This is a genomic window from Nocardia sp. NPDC003999, assembly GCF_053604885.1.
Genome location: NZ_JBSGIB010000006.1, coordinates 311,499 through 332,525, shown reverse-complemented (window position 1 = coordinate 332,525; position 21,027 = coordinate 311,499). Strand labels below are relative to the sequence as shown.

General features: G+C 66.4%; 1 protein-coding gene (cut by both window edges). It reads left to right on the top strand.

All 21,027 nt of this window come from inside a single coding sequence — locus ACWESM_RS16120, sigma-70 family RNA polymerase sigma factor (protein ID WP_452492332.1), on the top strand. Of the gene's 44,511 coding nucleotides, 6,361 precede the window and 17,123 follow it; the stretch shown corresponds to coding positions 6,362–27,388 (codon 2,121, partial, through codon 9,130, partial); the first codon wholly inside the window starts at window position 3. Both the start codon and the stop codon lie outside the window.

Sequence of the window (21,027 nt, the reverse complement as noted above, 5' to 3'; positions counted from 1 at the left end):
ATTTCGGCCCAGCCACCGCCCAGGCCATGTGTGCCGTACTCAGCGGGGATTCGGAGCACGGTACCCCACCCACGCGGATCCAGCTCCTGGCGCACGCCGTCGCCCGGGCCACGCTCGGCGCCGCCGACGCCGGTGGCTGGCAAGTCCCCCCGGGCATCGACATCGGCGACTGGCTGCTCAGCCAAGCGCGAAACACGTGGCTCGACAGCCTTAATCACCTGAATCCCGCCGTACGCCGACTCGTCAGCGAAGCGCTCGATCCCAGATCCCGCAGCGACGACCTCACCGACGCTCAGATCACCCTGTTCGGGTGGGTCGCGCAGGAGGTCGCAGGGCCGGCAGCCGATTCGACGGCCCGGCAACGGGAACCCTCGGCCGAGAATCGCGACCGTGCGAACTCCGCGAGGAGGGCCGAGGCCGATCGAAAAACCAAGCAGGCCATCGCCCGGAAATTGTTCGAGAAGTTCGACATCGAGGTACTCGGACTGGACAAACCGGAAATCTCCGTCGACACAGCTCTGTCGATCAGGAATGCGATTGTCGACGGTTTCGCGGCAGGGCAGGAGATCAAGCTCGACGTCATACTGGTCGCCCCCATGGTCGGCAATACCGGTGCCTGCATCTGGACTCCCCAAGGCATTGAAAAGGACGCCCCGACCTTCATGGTCTTGAACGAGAACCTCTTCGGTGACCCGGAGAGATTCCGGAATACCATGCGGAAGGCGGTGCAGAGAGGCCACCTGATGGCTCCGACCGGCGATCCCGCGTACGACGCCGTCAGTCACGAGATGGGCCATCTGCAGGATCGAGCCGCACGGAAGGGGCTCTACGACAAAAAGCCGATTGCCCACCTACGAGACGGAGCGGTCCAGGGGAAGGACTACGAAGACTCCAAAGAGGCCCGGGCATTCGGATTCCTGTACACGCATTTCGCCGAGTTCAAGAAGGCCGGCATGCTGGCACCGGACCTCGATTTCGACGATTGGCTGGGGCAGCTCGATTCGTACAGCAGCAGCAGGAAAAAGCTGAAGGAGGCAGAGGAAGACAACCGAAGACTTGCGGGCGAAGAGCCACAGGGTACGGAAATGGGCACCTACGAGCCCAAAATGGGTGACCTCGCGGTATTCAATCCGGCGGAAGCCCTGGCCGAGGCGAACAATGCGTTCGGCAGGACCGCACCGGCCGATCGCACACATCCCGCCTACGTCCTGCAAGCCCTGCTTCGCGACATTCCGTATTTCCAGGTGTTGCGGGAAGCCGAACAGCGCAATGCTTTGGTGCAGGCGGACTATCGCGGTCCGGTCCCGACTGCGTCGGAATCCGGCACGAGCATCGCCTCGAACGGCCCGTCCGCTTCCCTGGCCGCGAAATGGCGCGCTATGTCCCCCACCGCTCGCGCCGACTACGCGGAACAGCAAATCGCATACCTGAATCCCGACACCGGTTTCGTGCTCGACGAGTTGGCCCGGCTCCAGGCGGAGCACCGCGCCACGGTCGCGCCGACCCCGGACCGCACCGCACAGACGCCCGAAACGCGAACGCCTCAGAGCCATTCATCGCGTGCGGCGACCGGGCGACCTGACGACAGGTCGGCATTCCCACCTGAGTTCTGGCAGCAGCACAGTCGGTCCCACGCGCAGGCAGCTGTCCCGGCCCCGATCCACCTCGGCGCCCCCGACGATGCGCAGCCGGACCCGACACGGCCCGTCCCGAACTTGCCTCGCTCAGTCCAGGCGTCCAGGCGTGCTGCTTTCGACAGTTTCCGGCGACAGATCTTGGCGATCTACGTCGCCGGCCCGTCGATCGAACGGAGCGATGCGGTAGCCCGCGCCCTGGCCGATGCCGACCCCGAGGATCTGCGGCGCGCTCTCCGCGAGGCCGGGCTCGAACCGAACCAGCAGCGGGTACTGCGCCAGTTCTGGCCGGGCCAGTCGGACCGGACGGCCGCAGCGGTGCTACCGGCTCCCGGCGAGGACATGGACCCTCTGCTGTGGGCTCCGATTCGCAAATTCGCCTCGGCAGTCGCTCGCGTCCGGGCAGCCGGAGAATCTCCCGCACAGGTGGTTGCGGAACCAGATCGGACCGAATCCGACGCTGCGATCCCCGACAGAGGCGGGCTGACCCCCCGGGAGCTCGAGGTGTTGCGCCTGAGTGCGCGCGGCCTGTCATACCCCGAAATCGGTCCGCTGATGGGGATCTCGCACAAAACCGTCCAGAGTTACGCCCGGCATGCGTGCGCCAAACTCCGCTGCCCGAGTGTGATTCCCGCGGTCCTCGCGGCAGATCGGGAGGGATGGCTGGACGAACCATCCGGCCCGCACGTCGACGTCGAATTCTCTCCGGACGAGGTCGCCATCCTCCAGCTGGCGGCGAACGGCCTGGACAATCGTGAAATCGCTACCGAGCTGGCGACGACGCGGTATCGGGTGCGGACGTTCATGGCCGCGCTCCCCGGCCGGTTGGGTGTCGAGGGCAGGCTGCCCGGGCTGCTGGCGGCACAGCGGCAGGGGGCGTTCCAGCCCGGCGATCCCCACTCCGCGGCAACGCGGAAGCACGTCGACCTGTCTCCGCGCGAACGCGAGGTTCTCGACCTGGTTGCGGCCGATCTCACAGATCAGGCGATCGGTGACCAGCTGGGAGTTACGGCAGCTACGGCACGGGGCTATCGGGTCCAAATCCAGGCCAAGCTGGGCACCTCGGATCACGAGGAACTCGCAGACCGGGCGCGTAGCCTCCAGTCGCCTCCCGCAGAGGCGCGGACCGTCGAACTGAGCGAAGTCGAGGCGCTCCTGCTCCATCTGGTCACCAAGGGAGCGCCACCCGAGGCCCTCGCAACCGCACTCGGCATGCCGCGGAGCCAGTTGGATCCCTTGCTGGTGCAACTGGCCGACAAGATCGGTACGCGCGGCAGGATCCGGGTGTCGGCGCAGCGACGAGAACCGTCATCGCAGCACGAGAGGCTCGAGGCGCTGGCCGAGTCGCTGCCGGGCACGAGCCGTGATCCGGCAGCGGTGTCCTGGGCCACGTTGCGCGCCTTCCGATCTCGGATCGCCACCCACCCGTCCGAACTGACAGGGCGTGAACCCGAGGTGCTGCGGCTGGCCGCGCAAGGCCTGTCACTCAAAGCGATCGCTCGCACGTTGGGCGGATCACACGCCACCGTGATCAACGAACTCGACAGCATCGCGGTGAAGCTCGGAACCCCTGATCGGGCCGTGCTACTGATGGCGGCGCAGCGGGCATGGTCGGCCGAACACCCGGAACCGATACCCGAACCGACGGCCGACGTCGGTCTGACACCGCAGGAGACCAGTGTCCTGCGCCTAGTGGCCCGGCGGTTCACGAACCCGGCTATTTCGGCAGAGCTGGGCCTCTCGGTGCCGTTGGTGAAATACATCCGGCGCGGCCTACGCACCAAACTCGGTATCGACGACACCGCCGGGCTGGTCGCCTGGGCACTGCACAGCGGTATCGCCGTCGACGATCGCGCGGACGCCCCGGACCAGGAGTTGCAGGCACGCGTCACGGACGCGCTGCGGCGGGCAACGGCGACGGATACCGACCGAGAGTCGACACCCGACTCCCACGAGGCCTCGTCCATCCCCGCCGACATCGACCGATCCGGCGAGTCACCATCGGCCCAGCCCGCCGAAGTGGCCTCGGACCCGGCCCAGAGCGCGCTGGCCGAGCAACTCCGGCTGCCACCCGCTGCGGTGACGCGGGGAGCTGTACGCCTCGCCCTCACCCTCGTCGCGGAACAGACACGAGCCATGCCCACCGCCGCGACCGGCATCGACGGTCAGGAACTGAGTCGATGGATCCGGTCCCAGCTCGAACTGCACGCGGATCAGGAAGCGGCCACTCACGAGGGCGCGCTTGCGGAGCTGGAGCGGCGCGACGACGAAGAATCCGGACCGCTGGATGCGGCCGACCCTGAGGCTGATCCACTGGACCAGAACGGTTTCGACAATCGGCGTCGGACCCTCGACCAAGAGTTGCGGGCACTGCTGGGGTTGCAAGACCTGAGCCCGCCCCGGCCGATGACCACGGGCGAGGTGCTGGCCGAGCTGTACTGGATCACGAGCCTGACGGACTCGCCGGAGGTGGAACACCTTGTCGCCGCGAGTGAGACCTTCCTGTGTGCCACTCTCGAACCGCTGGCGGCAGTCCCGCTGGATCCGGTCCAGATCCACACGCTGCGCAGCCAGCTGGCGCAGCAGGTGGGCGTCGCCGACGACGAACTGACCCGCACGCACGCCGAAGTGCTGGCCGCCGACGAGACCGTCGCGCCACAGACGCGCCGTCTGGCGGAGCGCTACCTCACCCTGCGCCCGAGCCAAACCGAGCAGAAACCGACACGAGCCGATATCGCCCGGCTGGCGGGTGTGGGCGAGTCGTATGTCAGCAGCGTGTTCAACGGACGATTCGGCGTCAAGCAGCCGTGGCACGGCGAGACTACGCAACGCGTCCTGGCCGCGGCTCACCGGTTGGGTGTACCGCCGGACCGCGCGGACATCGCGGCCCTCACCGATCCGAACTTCGTGACGCGTCGCGTTCGTCCGGCGCGCTGGATCGGCGACGAGTTCGTCCCCGCGCGGATCAAGCCGCAGCCGCCTCGCGACACATTGGCCGAGGCAGCGGGTGCGGCCAAGGCCACGGTCCGTGATGTGGTGAAAGGCTCGGGCACGCACGATGACATGCGGCTGGTGCGCAGTGCGGCCGACGAGATCGGGTTCTGGTATCACCCGGACGGGCCGATGGGGACGGTCGACGCGATCGCACTGTCGGAGAGCGAATTCCACGTCCTGCGCCTGATCGCCGACGGCATCACCGAAGATTCCCTCGCCGCCGTGCTCGGGATGACGCCGGACCAGTCGAACCGGCTGCTCGTCCGACTGGCCGAGCGGGTGGGATTCGAGGGGCCCGTCCGTATGCCCACGAACGCACAATCGAGCGGTTTTCCCGACGGCACCGTGCCGTCGTCCCCGAAGCGCACCGATCTGTCACCTCAGCAGCTCCAGACTCTGCGACTGGTGGTGGCGGACTTGCCGTATACCCCCATCACGGGCACGGTCCCCGCGGACACCGTCCAGGCGTTCCGTTCCGCCCTCGCGGAGCAGCACCCCACCGCACTCACTGGCAGGGAAAGGGAAGTACTCGCGCTACTCGCCGAGGGCCTGACTTCCGGACAGATCGCGGCCAGGCTCGGGTTGTCCCGCAACACGGTGAACGGGTACATCGCGCGCGCGGAAATCAAGCTGCATACCGACGGCCTGCGTCCCACCGTGCAGGCGGCGCAACAGGCAGAGCAATCACAAGCGGCCAGCGAACAGCAATCGGCCAGTGACCGTGAGGCGACATCCGGCACGCGCATCGATCCTGTCGCGATCGACCTCGGCGATTCCGACGAGCCGGACACCGCTTTGCAGCGCGCGCGGCAGGGGGATGCAACGGCGTTCAACGAGCTGCGCGAGCGATACGGCCGGGCCTCACTCCGGGAAGCGCTTGCCCGACTCGGGCTTCCGGCCTCGCCAGTCGGCCGCGACTTGCGGCCGCTCCTGCAGGTGGCACAGGAGCTCAACCGCATGGCCTTTCGGATCGCGGAGGCGCACCGATGGCGTGCCGATGTGGGCACGAATTCCAGCGAATGGCTGGACGGCATCGTGCGAGGCCTAGTAGACGGCTGGTTCGGGCTGAATGCCACGCAGCGCAAACACGTCACCGAGGCGGTGGACGGGATGCGGCGTGGTGCAGCGATCAGCTTGGTGCAAAGAGGCGCGCTGAACAGATTGGTCGACGCCGGCGAGCAGGTGATAACAGACGCCGAAACGCATGCGACCGACTCGTCACAGCAGACGGATAGTGGGCTCACAAACCGCCAGTTCACAGTGCTCCGGTTGATGGCTGCGGATATGACGAGCCCTGAGATCGCGGAGGAGCTGGGGCTGTCCCCGGGGACCGTGAGCATCTACGCGACCCAGGTTCGCCAGAAACTCGGTGCCCGTACCCGGGCGGAAGCGGTGTACATCGCACTGAGCACAGGTATACTCCCCGGCAGTCCCCGCGCCGACGGCGAGACACCCGGTCGCGAAGATCTCCAACTGACCAGTCGCGAAATCCACGTACTCGGGCGGATCGCGAACGGAGACACCAGCGACGACATCGCTCAAGACCTCGAGATCTCTCCGAGAAGCGTGGACCAGTTGGTGGGTCGAGTCGGCCGGAAACTGGGCGCTCGCAACCGTCCTGGAATCGTGGCTGCCGCGGCAAGAACCGGCGGCCTCCCGCTCGCCGACCCTGCCGACGCCGTTCCGGGCACCGGCCGAATATGGCTGGCCGATTACGAAACCAACGTGGTCACTCGGATCGCGACCGGTGAGACCAGCAAAGATATCGCGCAGACGCTGGGCCTTTCCCCGCTCACCGTGGACGACTACCTGATGCGGGTCTGCCGAAAACTCCGCGTGCACAACCGGGCGGCGATGATAGCCGTCGCCATCCGCTCCGGACTCCTGCCGGGGACCACCCGAACCGCTGTGGAAGGTCCCGAGTTGACCACCGCCGAAACCGATCTGCTCACGCGGGTCGCGAACGGCGACACGAACGCCGATATCGCGGAGGATCTCCAGATTTCGTCGAGCGCGGTCGACAAGGCGCTCGCCCGTATTCGCGAGAAACTCGGCACCCACAACCGGCCGCAGACAGTAGCAGTGGCTATCCGTGCCGGCATCCTGCCCGGCACCGATACGGTCGAAGCGGCTCCTCCCGCAAACCCGGCCGAACTGAGGGAACAGCATGGGATCGACACGTTCGGATACGTGCTATCGCTGCTCGGAGTATCAGCGAAAGGCGGCCGGCGAAGCGAACGGCTTGCGCGCGCCGTGCAACTGGCATTGGAGATCAATGACGATGTATTCCGGCGCTCGGCCTCCAGCTCGGGCGGCGACGTCGCTCAACGATTGCGCGAATCTGCGCGCGAAATACTGGAGCACAGATGGTTCCACCCGCTCCGCGCGAAGATGCTGGCAGTGCTGCGCGCCGATGGCGTCACCGAATCGGACCCCAGGTACGGCCGCCTCGCCGAATTGACCGTCACCGAACTCCGTGGGTACCTCGACGAGATCGGTGTCACCACGCGCTGGGTGTTTCTCGAGCTGGCGGACAGTCTGCATCGCGGCCGAGACATAGGTTCGTTGTCGCGGCAGGAAAAGAACAGTGTGCTGCGGATAGCGGATATACCACGCGCGGAGCGAGTCTCGCCGCCGCTGCCGGACGCCTCGCCACACATCGCCTCCGGAGCCTCGCGAACCGGACGAGAGGAACCCGATCCAGCGGCTGACACCGACCGAATCCGTTCTGGAACAGCGGATTACGAAATGGCCACTCGCGAAATCGACATGCTCGCACTCGTTGCGAAGGGTCATTCGCACCGCGAGATCGCCACCATGCTGGCACTTTCGAGCCGTGAGGTCGGCGCCGCCATGCATTCGGCGGCGGCGAAGTTGGGAACCGCTCACTGGGCGGAAATGCTGGAGGTGGCGCGGTGCAGGGGGATCGATCTGAATGTCGGCAGCCCGGCTACTTCCGGGCGCGACCGGCCCCGAGACGATGGTGCGGCACGATTCAACGCCTACCGCTCCGCACTGGCAAATGCCTTGGCGGCAAGGACCGGGGAGTTGGGTTCTGCCGCAGTGCTGGCCGAGGCTACCTCCGGACAGATCGCGGAGGCCAGTAAACAACTATCATCCGCCGAGCGACAAGCTCTGGCGAACCTGTCTGCAAGGCAACCTATTCTGCGGGACACATCCGCCCGGCCGGCCGTCGCCGCCGCTCGACGTCTGGCTTCGATTCTCGTTGCCGAGCAACACAGATCGGATGTCCGGCTGGCACGGGCGCTGGCTGAAGCTACCCCCGACCAACTGGAGGAAGCGCTCGGCACGCTCACGGACCAGCAACGGAAGATCATCCGCGCTGTCTTCACGCGCAGGCTGTCCCTCGAGACCATGGTGTCCGGTCTCGGCTATCGGGATGAAGCCACAGCCAAGTCGTTCGTGATGAACACAGTCCGGCAAGTCGGACAGCACCTGGCCGGAATACCCGTCTCGGTACGGCTGAGTGACGCACAGTCGAGTGGCACAATGCCATTCGGGCATGCGCAACATATGGCTGGACGCAGCACAGTCGCCCACCCACCACCTGGCGAAACCGCCTTCGAGCGCGGTCGTCGTGAGGCCGAGGAGGAACGAAGGGCCGCCGCCTCAGGCATCAGCGAAGCTGAAATCGACCTGCTCAACCAGCTTCTGCGCCGCCTGGATCAACTCTCGCCCACCACCGGTCGTGCGTCCGGTCCCGACCCTGTAGCCATCGACCTCGGCGACCCAGACGGACTCGACTCGGAATCGGCGGAATCCCGGACAGGCGGGGACGGCATCACCGAATTATCCACGCAACGGTCGAGCTGGGATTCGGCAAGAGTAATCGACGAAAATGCGACGGCCGCCACGCATACCCCCGCAGGTGTCGCTGCGGCCCTGCAGAACAGCCTGCCCGGCGCGGTCAAGCAGGTACTCGACCATATCGATGTCGAACTGCGATCGATGACCGACGCCGAGCGCCGCGACGCCGTCGACCGAGCCGACCTCACCCGGCTCCCCGGCTGGGTGGTCGACCGCCTCGCCCATGAAGCCAAGGCTCAGGAGCTCGCCCGCGAAACCACCACCCCCGAGCAGCGCGCCGAATGGCAGCACCGGGCAGAACAATTCGACCACGAACTCGCTCACATCCTCGGCCTGCCCCAGCCAGGAACCGGATGGACCGACCGCATCAGCAGCGACCCGCTGCACCACCTCCGCGCCCTCACGCGCCGCCCGGACGCGCCCGCCGAACTCCTTCACCTGGTCGACACCGCCACCCGATGCCTGAATCTGCAGGACATCGCCGCGGCCGTCGAACCGCTGCACCAGTCGCTGGCCGACTGGCCCATCGCCGAACACACCGACCGGGCCGCCGCGATCGCCTGGGAGCTCGCGCTGCAAGCCCGCGACGACGGCGGCGGGACACCCGAAATCTCCGCTGCCATCCACGGACAATCAGGTCAACGCTGGATCGAGATCCACGTCGGCGACGACAGCCGCACCCTGCCGGCGCGCGAGAGCGCCGACCGCCCCGGGTGGCGCGCCGTCGACCTTCTCGACACACACACCGAAACATGGGGATGGGCGCTGCCCCGCGACAGCGGAAAACAAGTCTGGTTCAAGCTTTTCGAAACGGCCGACACCAACGACCCCTCGCAACCACCCCACGAACTCATTCTCGACCTGTCCATACCGCAGGGCTCCTTGCAACAGGGCCCGGGCCTCGCGCGGCGAGCAGTACGACAGCGCTTGCGACAGGCCGGTCACCCTGATCCCTACGACCTGACGGTACTCGTATCCGACCTCGTCCAAAACGTCTACCGCTACGCCGACCAAGGCGACGCCAGGGTACGAATCCGGATCGACGGAAGCACGATTCGCGTCGGAATCACCGATACCAGCCGTGGCCTACCCGCGCGACAAGAGGCAACCACCCAGGGCACCGTCAGCGCCGCCGCTTTCACCGATGACCAAGCCGCCGAATGGGACGGAACCGGGATCGTCGCCGACACCCACGGTTTCTTCCTCGGCATGCTCGAATCAATGGCCTCGGTCTGGGGTGTGATCCTGGAACGCGCCGGCGGCAAAACCATCTGGTTCGAAGTGCCGATGCCGCCACCTACGGCGTCCGGCACTCCCACCGATCAACCACCGAACACACCCGCATCCGATCCGAACACTCCCGGATCGATCGGCATCGACCTGACCGGACTCGGCCTGGACCCTTCGACCGCCAGCTCGAACCCCGATCCCACCGACGCGAACGACGAGACGCAGAACCGGTCCACCCCACCCACGGACACCGACAGTCGGCGCCAGCCCACGCCCGGCACCCGAATCGACCCGGTCGCCCTCGCCCTCGACCCCGACGAACCCAATGCGCCGGAACCCGCCACACCGGAACCGCCCGAACAGCCGGCTTCCACCCAACGAGCGTCGACGAACCCGAACGAACACGATCCGGCTGCACTGCCCACAACCCAGGAACTGGTCGCGGATCCGGAAAAACTGAAGACGTTGCGGCAGGAAGTCGACGCACTGCGGCGGCAACTCCTCGAGCTCAGCAACGGACGCGCGGATCTGTCGAGCGCGGCAGCGGTGGACAGGTTGCTGGGGGCGCTGCTGCAACTCGGGCGAGAAGGCAAGCTGAACCCCCGCCAGGCCCGCGCACTCCCGCTGGTCGAGGAGTATCGCGAGAAGTCCGGTCTCCTCGACGACGCCGAACGAGTCCGCGGCCAATACCGGGAACACAAGGCGAATGCCGCTCACCAGACGGATCAGCCGGAAGGCATTCGGCCGACGGAATCGCGTGGACCGGATCCCGTCGCCATCGATCTCGACCCCGACGAACCAGAGACATCGAGCACGCCTCCACCCGGCGCTCCACGGATCCACCCCCACCAGCCGGTGAATTCGAGCGAGCACGCAGCCACCGGTCCCGATGAAAGCCCTCCCGCAGGCCGTCAGCCCGACAACGCGGAATCCCGTGAAACCGCGCAGTTGCGGGCACTCCGTGATGCGGTCGCCGCGAGACTCTCCGGCGCAGTCGAGGTTTCGAACGATTCCGTGCTGAATCGAGCACCCGCTCTGATCGATGAACTGGTGGCCTTGCGGCGCCAGCCGGATGCGCAGGTCCCGGCGGAACGGCTGCGGTTGCTGGAGCAGTTCGCGCATCAGATGTCGACATGGCTGGCCTGCGCGGACGAAGCCGCCGAGGAAAACGCCGCCTACGAGCAGGGGCTGCGGGAAGGGACACCTGCCGTCCTGCGGGCTCGGCAGGACGCCGCGGAGATACGGCTCGGATCGGCTCTCGCCGCCGTCGCGGAGGTGTGGGCACAGACCGGCCCCCGAACAGACACGCCTATCGTGACCCGGCCCGCGGACCACCTCCGGCCAAAAGAGACAAAACGGCTGCGCGAGGTGGCCGAAACGATCTTCGGGGAGATGGTGGCCGCGGGGGCACCGCTCGATGCCGTGAACACCGCTGACCGCCAACAGCTCGCCGAGGCCACGCGACGCTATAACGCGCTGTGGGATATGTCGCAGTGGCTGGAGGAACTGCTGACCTTCGCGGAGCAATTGGATACGACACGGATCGGCCGGGAGCGCCTCTCGTTCCTGCTCGACCACTTCCGCGCGATCTCGGAGCTATTGGCAGCAACCCAGATGCGCGACACTGCGGCCGCCGCCCTGGCCGCTGCGACCGATCGACAACGACGACTCGCGCAAGCCGCTGAGAACTATGGCATAGCCGACCGCGGGGTCCGCGCTATCGCGGAGATGCTGGGCGAACCGCGGCATCGCGCGACGACCACTCCCCCGGCGGCGCAACCCGGCGCACCCGTCGTCTGGCCCGGCGCGGACGGACAACCCGACTTCATCGCGCAGACGCAGCCCCGGCAGCACGATCCCACCGAGCCCGGTCCCGGCGAGTCAGCGTCGCCTGATCGAACCCCCGAGGACCGCGCAGCGCAGTCCGGATCGGAACACCCACGGGGAGACCATGTCGAGGAACCCCGCGGCTCCGAGGAAACCGCACCGCGGCGCTACGTCGAGCAGAACCTGACGGTGGAGGATCTGGGTGCGGTCGCGGCAGCGAGCGATCGAGGCGCGCACGCGCACAACGAGGACGCCTTCGCCCTGATCCGAGCGAATGTCGGTGGCGAAGAGGCCACCGCACTGATCGTGAACGACGGTCTCTCCCGGCCGAAGGGCGGTCGCCGCGCCTCCGCCGCCGCCAAGGCAGCCGCCCACGATTTCGTGGTGGCGGCGCTGCGGCGGGCCGACCGCGACGGCCGGATCGATCCGGTGGCCGTAGTCGAGGGCGCCGTGGCCGCCGCCCAGGAGGCGGTACTCGCTTTGCCCCCGGAGTCTCCTGCGGCCGAGCCGCCCGCCACCACGATCGTGGTCGCGTTGATGGAGTCGGGACGGCTCACCATCGACTGGGTGGGCGACAGCCGCGCGTACTGGATTCCGCTGGACGGCGGCCCGCCGATTCAGCTGACCAGGGACGACTCGAAGGTCCAGGATGTGCTGGACGTCTTCGACGACACCACTCGTGAAGAAGCCGAACACTCGGCGATCGGCGGTCCGGGTCTCACCCACAACCTGGGCCGCTCCCTGGACGGGCTGAAACCGCGCGAGAAGGCCCGAGACATACGCGGCGACGGTGTCGTCCTGGCGCTGACGGACGGCGTGTGGGAACCGATCAGCCCCGACGACCCCGAACCCGTCGCGGCCATCGTCCGGCGGTCGCTCGCCGAGTCCCCGGGCGATCTCGGCGCCGTCACGCGCGCACTGGTACGGGCAGGCATCGAAGCGGGCACAACCGACGACGTCACCGCCGCCGCGGGATTCCTGTCGGCCGCGAACATCGACACCTCCGCGAATACGGCGACAGACCAGGACGGGCCCGCGACCCCGACCGATCGCGGCGCCGATCCCGTCGCGATCGACCTCGATCCGGACGAAGCCGATGCTACGCCGGTCGGGTCACGACAACCCGGCACCACCGCGCCGCGGAACTCGCCGGATAACGCTGGGGCACAGCCGGGCCCACAGCACGGCACGACTGGCGAGGCGAACACCGCTGGCAGAGTCGGCACCCCGTGGGACAGCGCACTGCGGCTGCGGCAGGTCCTCGAGCAGCATGTCGCGAGCGGACGACCGGAACTCGCGAGCGCCCTGCTCCGGCAACGATTCGAGACCGCGATGCCTGGGCTCGCAACCGATTTCGGGCAGCAGGAAGCGCACCACATTGCCGACGAGGTGTGCGCGACGGCGATCGCACGCCTCGGGCAGCTCGGTAACCGGAATCTCGAGCTGTGGTTGAACAACATCGCGCGAGAGGTCATCTGGAACCATCGCAGTATCTCGGACCCCTGGTACAGCATCCGGGAGTTCGTTGCCGAATGCGCACGACTCGAGCAAACCGATCCACTGGTCCGGGTGCTGGCCGAAGCCCGAACCACGGACGTGCGGCGTATCCTGGAGGGGTTGCCGAGCCACCGGCGTGACCGTTTGATCCGCGCCTTCTGGCCCACGGGTCCGGGCACATCACCTACCGCGCCCGACGGCACCGAATCCGATCGTGATGCGCTCTGGGTCGCAGCGCGCCAATTGGTCACAGCGGTGGCGGCCGCGGCGAACTATCCTGCCCAGCTACCGGTTCGGGCCGCCAGCGGCGCACCTCGGATCGGCCGATTCAGCAGCTCCACCGCGACGACGTCCTCGCCCTGGCTCACCAGCAGGGAACTCGAGGTGCTCAACCTGATCTACCAGGGTTTGACCCCTGCGGAGATCGGGCGACGGCTGGACGTCGACCCGAAGGCGGTCACGAACTACCAGAAGAGTGCGGCCAAGAAGTTCGGTACCACCGGCGCGATCCGGACGGTCCTGGCGGCCAAGCGGCAGGGTTTCGTCCACGACGGAAATCGACCACCGGCCGGTACGGTCCGCCTGGACCGCGAGCAACGACAACTTCTCCAGTTGATGGCCGATGGCCTCACGGATCAGGCCATCGCCGAGGTGCTGGGCGTGGCCAAGCTCACCGTCAAGCGCCGCCGGGCCCGGATCGGCGCCGTACTCGGCGAGACGAAGCGAACTCCGATGCTGATGAAAGCCGTGCGGCTGGGAGCCTTCGACGAACCTGCGAGCGAAGACACCACGCCGAGCGCACCCCGCAGACCGGACACCGTCGCCATCGATCTCGGCAACCCCGACGAACCTGACGCACCCGGCCCCGCACCGGAGGGATGGACGGGCGACGTGACCGGATCTCCCGCCGGTGCGCCGATCGAGTTGCCTCGCAGCATACGTCGCCTGCTCGAGGCAACCCGGCACGAACTGGAGGAAGTGGCGGAAGAAGCACTGCGGCCGGTCCGGGACTCCGGGAAAGACACCACGCACCTCCACGCTGAGGAAGCCGAGGAGATCGCACGGGCAATCAACGAACTTCGCGCCGGACAGCGCCTACGGTTCGCCACGATGCTGCGCCGACAGGTGCTCGATGCGGAGTCGGCTCAGCTGCTGACCGAAGTGCAGTTGATGCGCGAAGTTCGCGAGCATTTCCGCTTTCTGAAGCCCCATATCGACAACGTTCACCGGTACGCGGCCGAGGTCCGCACCGCATCGGCGGTCCTCGCCGCCCGTGAGGTGCTCCGTGCGCAGGGCCTGCAACCCGTTCACGACGATCAAGGAAGGTTGGTCGACGGGATCGGGGTTCTGCCGGGACGCCGGATCGTGGTGGCGTCACCGCTGCTCGGCCAGCAGAACCTGCTGGATCTGCAGGTTCCGGGCCTGCGGGAATGGGCAGCGCGCGAGAACGTGACGATCGAGTACCAGCGGGTATTGATCGGGGCGGACGACCAGGTAACAGTCGAACCCGTGTCGGGTGTTCACGACGAGCTGGAAACGGGACTCCGCTTCTATCGAAACCACGAGGATGCAGCGTGGATGAACGGGCTCATCGACGAACGATCCTTCAAAGAAAAGGTCGAGGAAGCGGAGCGGTCCGGCAGGAAGTCCCCCCCAGAATTACTCAAGGACTACACGGATGATTACACGACTTCGATCTTTGTTTTCAAAGTCACTTACAACAACGGCTTCCGGGTCATCGAGAAGCATGTGAGGGACAAGACTCAAGCCAACGCCGAAGAGCTTTCGACAATCATCCTTCAAGCCGCCGGCGCACGACCACCAGGATTCTTGCGCCGCAAGGATCGCGTGTTCTTGGTCGAGTACGTGCCGGGGGTCGAAGCCGATAAGATCACCGCCAGCGGCAGAGATGAGTGGGCACGATTCTTCCACACACCCGCCGCGCAGCGGCAGGGCCTCGGCGACACCGCGATCCGCCCGTGGGATCGACACGAGGGCGGAAATTGGCTACTCGAGCGCGGTATACATCTGCGCCCCATCGACAACAGCAACGGATTCGTAATTCCGTGGACGAAAGACGGATTCACCGATACCGACTGGATGAAAGAGGGATTCGTCAACCATTTCGTCAAGGCGATCAATGGCACGCCGACATGGGTCCGGCACAATTACCCGCGCGCCAGGATTCAAGAAATGCGGCGAAAGATCATCGACGCGGAATCGGAATTCACGCGGCTGGAGCACGAATCCGCCTATCCGGATGTTCTCGAAATCCTCGCCAAAATCGAAGAGAACGCGGTGGATCCGGGAGTACCGCACGTCGGCCCTTCTGACGTACTGCACATTCTGGCGCGGATGCGTGATGAGCTCGCCGACAAGTTCGAACTCGTTGGTGAGCGCGCCGACTGGACTCCGTCGGAGTGGCGCCGTGCGGTCACCGATCTGAAACAGCAGTATGCCGACCATATCGATCCGCTCGTCCGGCGTTATGTCAACACCTTGGACGGGCTGGTCAAACTGCATCTGCACGCGCAATTGAACGTCGTGACCGCTGAGGATCTCGGCGCCGGTCGACCAGACGTGGTCACCAACTATCTGGACAACCTGTCGCAATGGCTCACCGAGCTGGAGCAGGACTCCACCCCCACGCTTCTCCTCGGTGAGTCCGACGAACAATGGCAGGCCCGGTTCGATCGCGAAATTGCCACGGCAGCGGACGACGACGAGCACGCACCCCCAACTGATCGGGGTCCGGATCCTGTCGCCATCGATCTCGGCGACGCCGACGAACCCGACACACCGGCGGAGCAATCAGCTCGGGGCACCGCGACGCCCGGCGCCACCCCGTGGTCTCGACCCGCACAGAGCGAGACGCCGCCGAAAACCGCTGGGCTCGAGGTGCGCCTTTCACGGCCCGATCCCACCGCATCGGAGCCTCGAGCAGGCGGCTGGACACCCTGGAAGGACAGAGCGTCCCTCACCGAGGCCGCGCGGAACGCAGGCAGCATTCGGAAAGAGGTCGTGCCACACTCTCGGTCGGAGCTGCAGGCACCGCCGACCACCGCGCGCATCGATTCGTTCGACGAATGGACCCGGGAACTTCGAGACCTGGGAATCGACACCGAACAGATGATGTCGGACCTGACGGAAATCTGGGACTACGTGCGCCTCGACCCGAAAGTCCACGCGACGTTCGGGAAGAGAATTCAGGAGCTCATGGATGAGTTCCCGGACATCGGCATGGCTACCGCACCCGTGTCCATGCCCGATTTCCTCCGGTACGGCCTGCCGGGCATGACCAGACGGGAACTCGTGTCCGCCGTCGCGAACGAGGTGCGAGGAATCATCGAGACATCGGCGATGGGACACATCGTCGAGCAAGAAATACCTGACAACGTACGCATCGCCTACCAGAACGTGGCCGGGTCGCTCGAACTCGCCCGAGTCGGGTCGACCCGACAAGAGTTCCGGGTGTTCACGCGACTCGTGGAAGGCAGGGACTACAAAGAAATCGCGACGGAGCTCGAAGTAACGCCGTGGGCGGTGCGGAAGTACGTCACATCGATCTACGCCAAATTCGGCATCGAGGCGCGCAGCGGGCTGGAAGCAGCAATCCGCGCCCGTCACGCCGACAGCACCGCCGCGGCCACCTCGCGCAATTCCGCGGCGCCGACCGAGATCACCGATGAGACATCGCAAGCCGACAAATCAGCGCGCCGCCCCGGGGGCATCGACCCTGTCGCGATCGACCTCGGCGATGACACCGAGTCCGAGCACCCCGCACCCGCGCAGCCGAACACGCACGAGGGCCGGGACGACGCGAACATCCCCGAGCGGTGGCGTCGGGAACGTGCCTGGGATCAAGAGCGGATCGCCGCAGTTCGCGCGGGCGACCCCGGTGCTTACGACGAGCTGTACGAGCGGTACTACGGATGGGGTCTCGGTATCGCCATGAAGATTGTCGGCGACCGATCCGACGCCGAGGACATCGTGGCCGACTGTTTCGCCGACCTGCTCGTGAGGATCCGCCGAGGTGACGGTCCGGACGCCAGTTTCGGCGCCTACCTGCGTGCGGCCGTTCGTTACCAGGCGTCTGACGCCAGCGCTCGCGCCAGCAGGCAGGTCCCCACCGACGATATGGCCAAACTCGATCGAATCCAGCTGGGCGGCGATCGAGCACCGGAGATCTCCGAGGAGACCCCTATCGGTCTGGCGTTCGAATCGATGCCCGAAGAATTTCGCACGGTGCTCTGGCTCACCGCGGTCGAAGGCTATTCCCCGGAGGAGGTAGCCGACCACCTGGGGGCTGCGCCGAGTGAAGTGAACAACCTGATCGCTCGCGCACGTGCCGAGCTGGGCCGGAAGTTCGCGGCGGAAATGCCGCAACACGGCCCGCTGATCAGGGCATTGGCCGCGCTCGCGGCCGACAACGAAGGCCTCGCCTCGGTGCTCGCCGAGGGCGGCGAAGCGCTTGCGATGGATGACGAACGCCTGGCCACGGATGTGGCCGTGATTCGAACAGCCCAGCACGAGCGACCCGAACTGCTCGGCAGCGTAGTTCGACGCCTTCGCCCCGGACCGCGGGAATACTTCGTCCGCTGGTTCATGGGGCAGACGGTGGCCGACATCGCGGCCGCCACGGGGCGCGATAAGTACCTCGTGCGCAAGCGGCTGCACAACGCGGTTCGCATCGTGTCGACGGCGTTGTCCCACGTCAATTCTCCCGCTCTGCAGGGCTCGGAACCGCATCCCAGCGGACGCACCGATGAGGAGATGCTGCTGCTTGTCGAGGCGGTCTGGGCTCACGACCGAGATCTGCTGGAACCGGTCACGGGGCCGGTAACCGAGGCCGAGCAGACAGTTTTCGAGTCATACTTCCGGCAGGGTCGGACAGTGCCCGAAATCGCGACGGCGCTGGCCTGGAGGCCGAAGCGAGTTCGCCGCATGCTGCACCGCATCGCACGGCGCATGGCCTCGACCCTCTCGCCGGAGGTCGTGGAGCGGTACCTGAGTGGCGGACCCCTCCGGCGGGCCACCCAGGTCGATGTCGCCCGGGAAGCGGGAGTCAGCACGATAACTGTGAAACGAATTCTCGCTGGGCATCCGGATGCCGGACCGGAGACGATCGAGCGGGTCCAGGCGGCCGCGCGCCGTCTCGGTGTGCGACGTGGACGGACCGCCATCGTCGCCGATGGCGACGAACAGACGTCGAATTCGCCGGTTCCCCTTGTACGCATCGATCACGATCGAGTGCCGTACCACCAGCGGGGTAGGGAGTTGCAGCTCGTCCGCGGGACGTCGAAGGATGAGTTGCGGCGCCTGATCCCGTTCCTTTCCGAGGGAGACCAGAACGTCGCAACGCTGCTGCTCCTGGAGGGGCTGTCCGTCTCCGTCACGGCGGAACGATTGGGCCGCCCGGCTACCTCGGTGCAACAACGCCAACATGACATCGCCGACCTGCTGGCGGCAATGCTGTTGTCAGAGAATTGGGAACTACTGCTGGTCGAGGCGGTCCACGCGCACGAGCCGGCGATATTGGCAGCCTGTTTTCCGCGACTCACCCGTCTCCAGCAGCAGTATGCCGATCAGTACCTGACACAGGGCCTTTCGACACTTGACATATCGAGGACCCGGGGTATCCAGCAGACGACCGTCAACAAGCTGCTGCGACGAATTGCCCACATACTGGCGAGAGAACTACCGCCCACATTGGTGCGGCGCTATCTGAGGGCTGGCCCACTTCGTCGAGTGACTCTGGCGGACATCGCCATTCGGGCCGGAGTGGCCGAGGGGACGGCGCGCCGGGTACTCGCGGGCGGACACGCCGATCCGAAGACGGAGCAGCGGATTCGGACGGAAGCCGCTCGGCTCGGATGGGCAAGTAGACGTCCCGGCGTCGTGGTGGACAATCCAGACGAGAGGTCACCGGTCCCGGCGGTCCACGAGGGCACCGCCGACTATCCGCGCCGCGGCAGGGCGTTTCGGATCATCCGATCAGCGCCAACGGAAGTGCTGACGGAATGCATCAATCGACTTCCGCGGGACCTGCGAACAGGCGGCGCCCTGTTGTACTCCGACGAGCTGACCATCGAGGAGAAGTCGAAGGCACTGGATTTGTCGCCGGCGCGGGTCGCCGCGCTGCGGCAGGCCGCCGCGCCACGGCTGGCGACATTGCTGTCCGTCGGTGTGTTGCTGACCGACGGCTCGGCGATGTTCCTGATCGAGGCGATCGCGGCGCACTACCCGGATGTGCTGGGGCCGTGCTACTCGCAGCTCTCGGGCACCGAGTGGGAATACGCCGAGCTGTATCTGGTGCAGGGTCTCTCGCAACCCGAAGTCGCTCGAGCGACGGGCCGCAGCCAGAGCACCGTCAAGGGCGCGCTGTATCGGATCGCGCACGTGCTGGCCGGGGAACTCCCGCCAGAGCTGGTGTCGCGGGTGCTGAGCCGAGGCCAACTCCGACGAGTGACGCTCGACGATGTGGCCACTCGGGCGCAGGTGAGCAAGGCTCAGGCGGATCGCGTGCTCAACGGTCGCGGCGGAACGAATCCCGAGACGACGAACCGGGTGCGGTCGGCCGCTACCGAGCTCGGCTGGACGCAGCAGCGGCGCGGCATCGTGGTCGTGACCGAGACGGGTGTCGAGCCGATCCAACCAGCGAACGTGACGCCGACGACGCGAACCACTACCTCCGATACGCAGCCGACCTCGACCGCTGATCGCATCGACCCGGTCGCGATCGACCTCGGCGATCCGGACGAGACGACGCCGACGGAAGAGACGAGCTTGGCGCACACCAGACGACTCGCGGAGGCAGCGCTCGTCAGACTGCGCGAAAAACGTGATCTCGCCGCCCAGCTACTGAAATTGGCCCCCGAGACGAGTGACAGCGCATCGCTGCGCGAGATCGCGGCCACCCATCCGTTCGACGAGGCCTACGCCCTGCGCACCGGCCCCCGCGGCAAAGAACTGATCGGCGACATCGAGCGACACATGATCGCCGAAGACCAGATCCGCCGCTTGAACGGCGCCGCGACCGACCTGCTGCACGCCCAGGTGCACGCGGCGCTGTATGGCGGAAGCGCCCACAGAGAGACAGCTCGGGTAACGGGGATCCTGCGAGAAAGCAGCGGCAGCGAGAGCGTACTCAGCGGCAGCACGGCTCGGTCCATCCCCTACGACGGCCGCGCATCGGCTGCCCGCATCATCAACGATCTGTATCGAGCGGAGGTGATATCGCAGCCCGAGCGGTCGAGCGCCTCAACCGAGATCACCATGGCGGACTTCGAAGCCAGGTCGGGAGGCAGGTTCACAGAACCGTTCACCTCGCACCGCATCGATGCCATACTCAGGCAACTCGGAGACGACGCATCGGTGGTCGTCGACAGCGGAGACGAGCATGCGCGGCCGTTCGTCCTGCACTGCTACGACAACAAGGTCGTACGGATCGACCCCGGCGCGAGCGACGGCGTGATTCCGTTCCACGCGGACGCTCAGGGTCGACCTGCCCGGGCCCTCTTCCTCGACGGCAACGGTGAACCGGTGCCGCCACGCTTGTTGAACTGGATAGAAACCACCTACGAACTCGAACACCCGTTCCGGCTTGCCGTCGACCGCGGGGTTCCGGGTGATGGGGAAGTCGCCCGCGGGGTCTGGGGAAAATTCGGAGCGGCGGGCGTATTGATCAGGCATGTCGACAGCACCGGGACCGCCAGGTACCTGGTCGCGAAGTCGACGCCGCACTATTCCCAGGGAAACTGGCTCCTTCCGGGCGGCGCGTTGTATTCCAAGGAAACTCCTGTCCAGGGTGCCACCCGTGAACTCATCGAAGAACTCGGCGTGCGCGAAAACGACGCTCGGAACCTGCGACTAGTCGATACCTCGGTTGCCCGCGCGGCCCGGGGAAGGCCCAAGAACTGGACCTACACCATCTTCCTCGCCGATACACCCGAACGGTTCCGCGTCGTCACCTATGGGGTCGAGACCGAAGATGCCGCATGGCTCACCCGCGACGAGC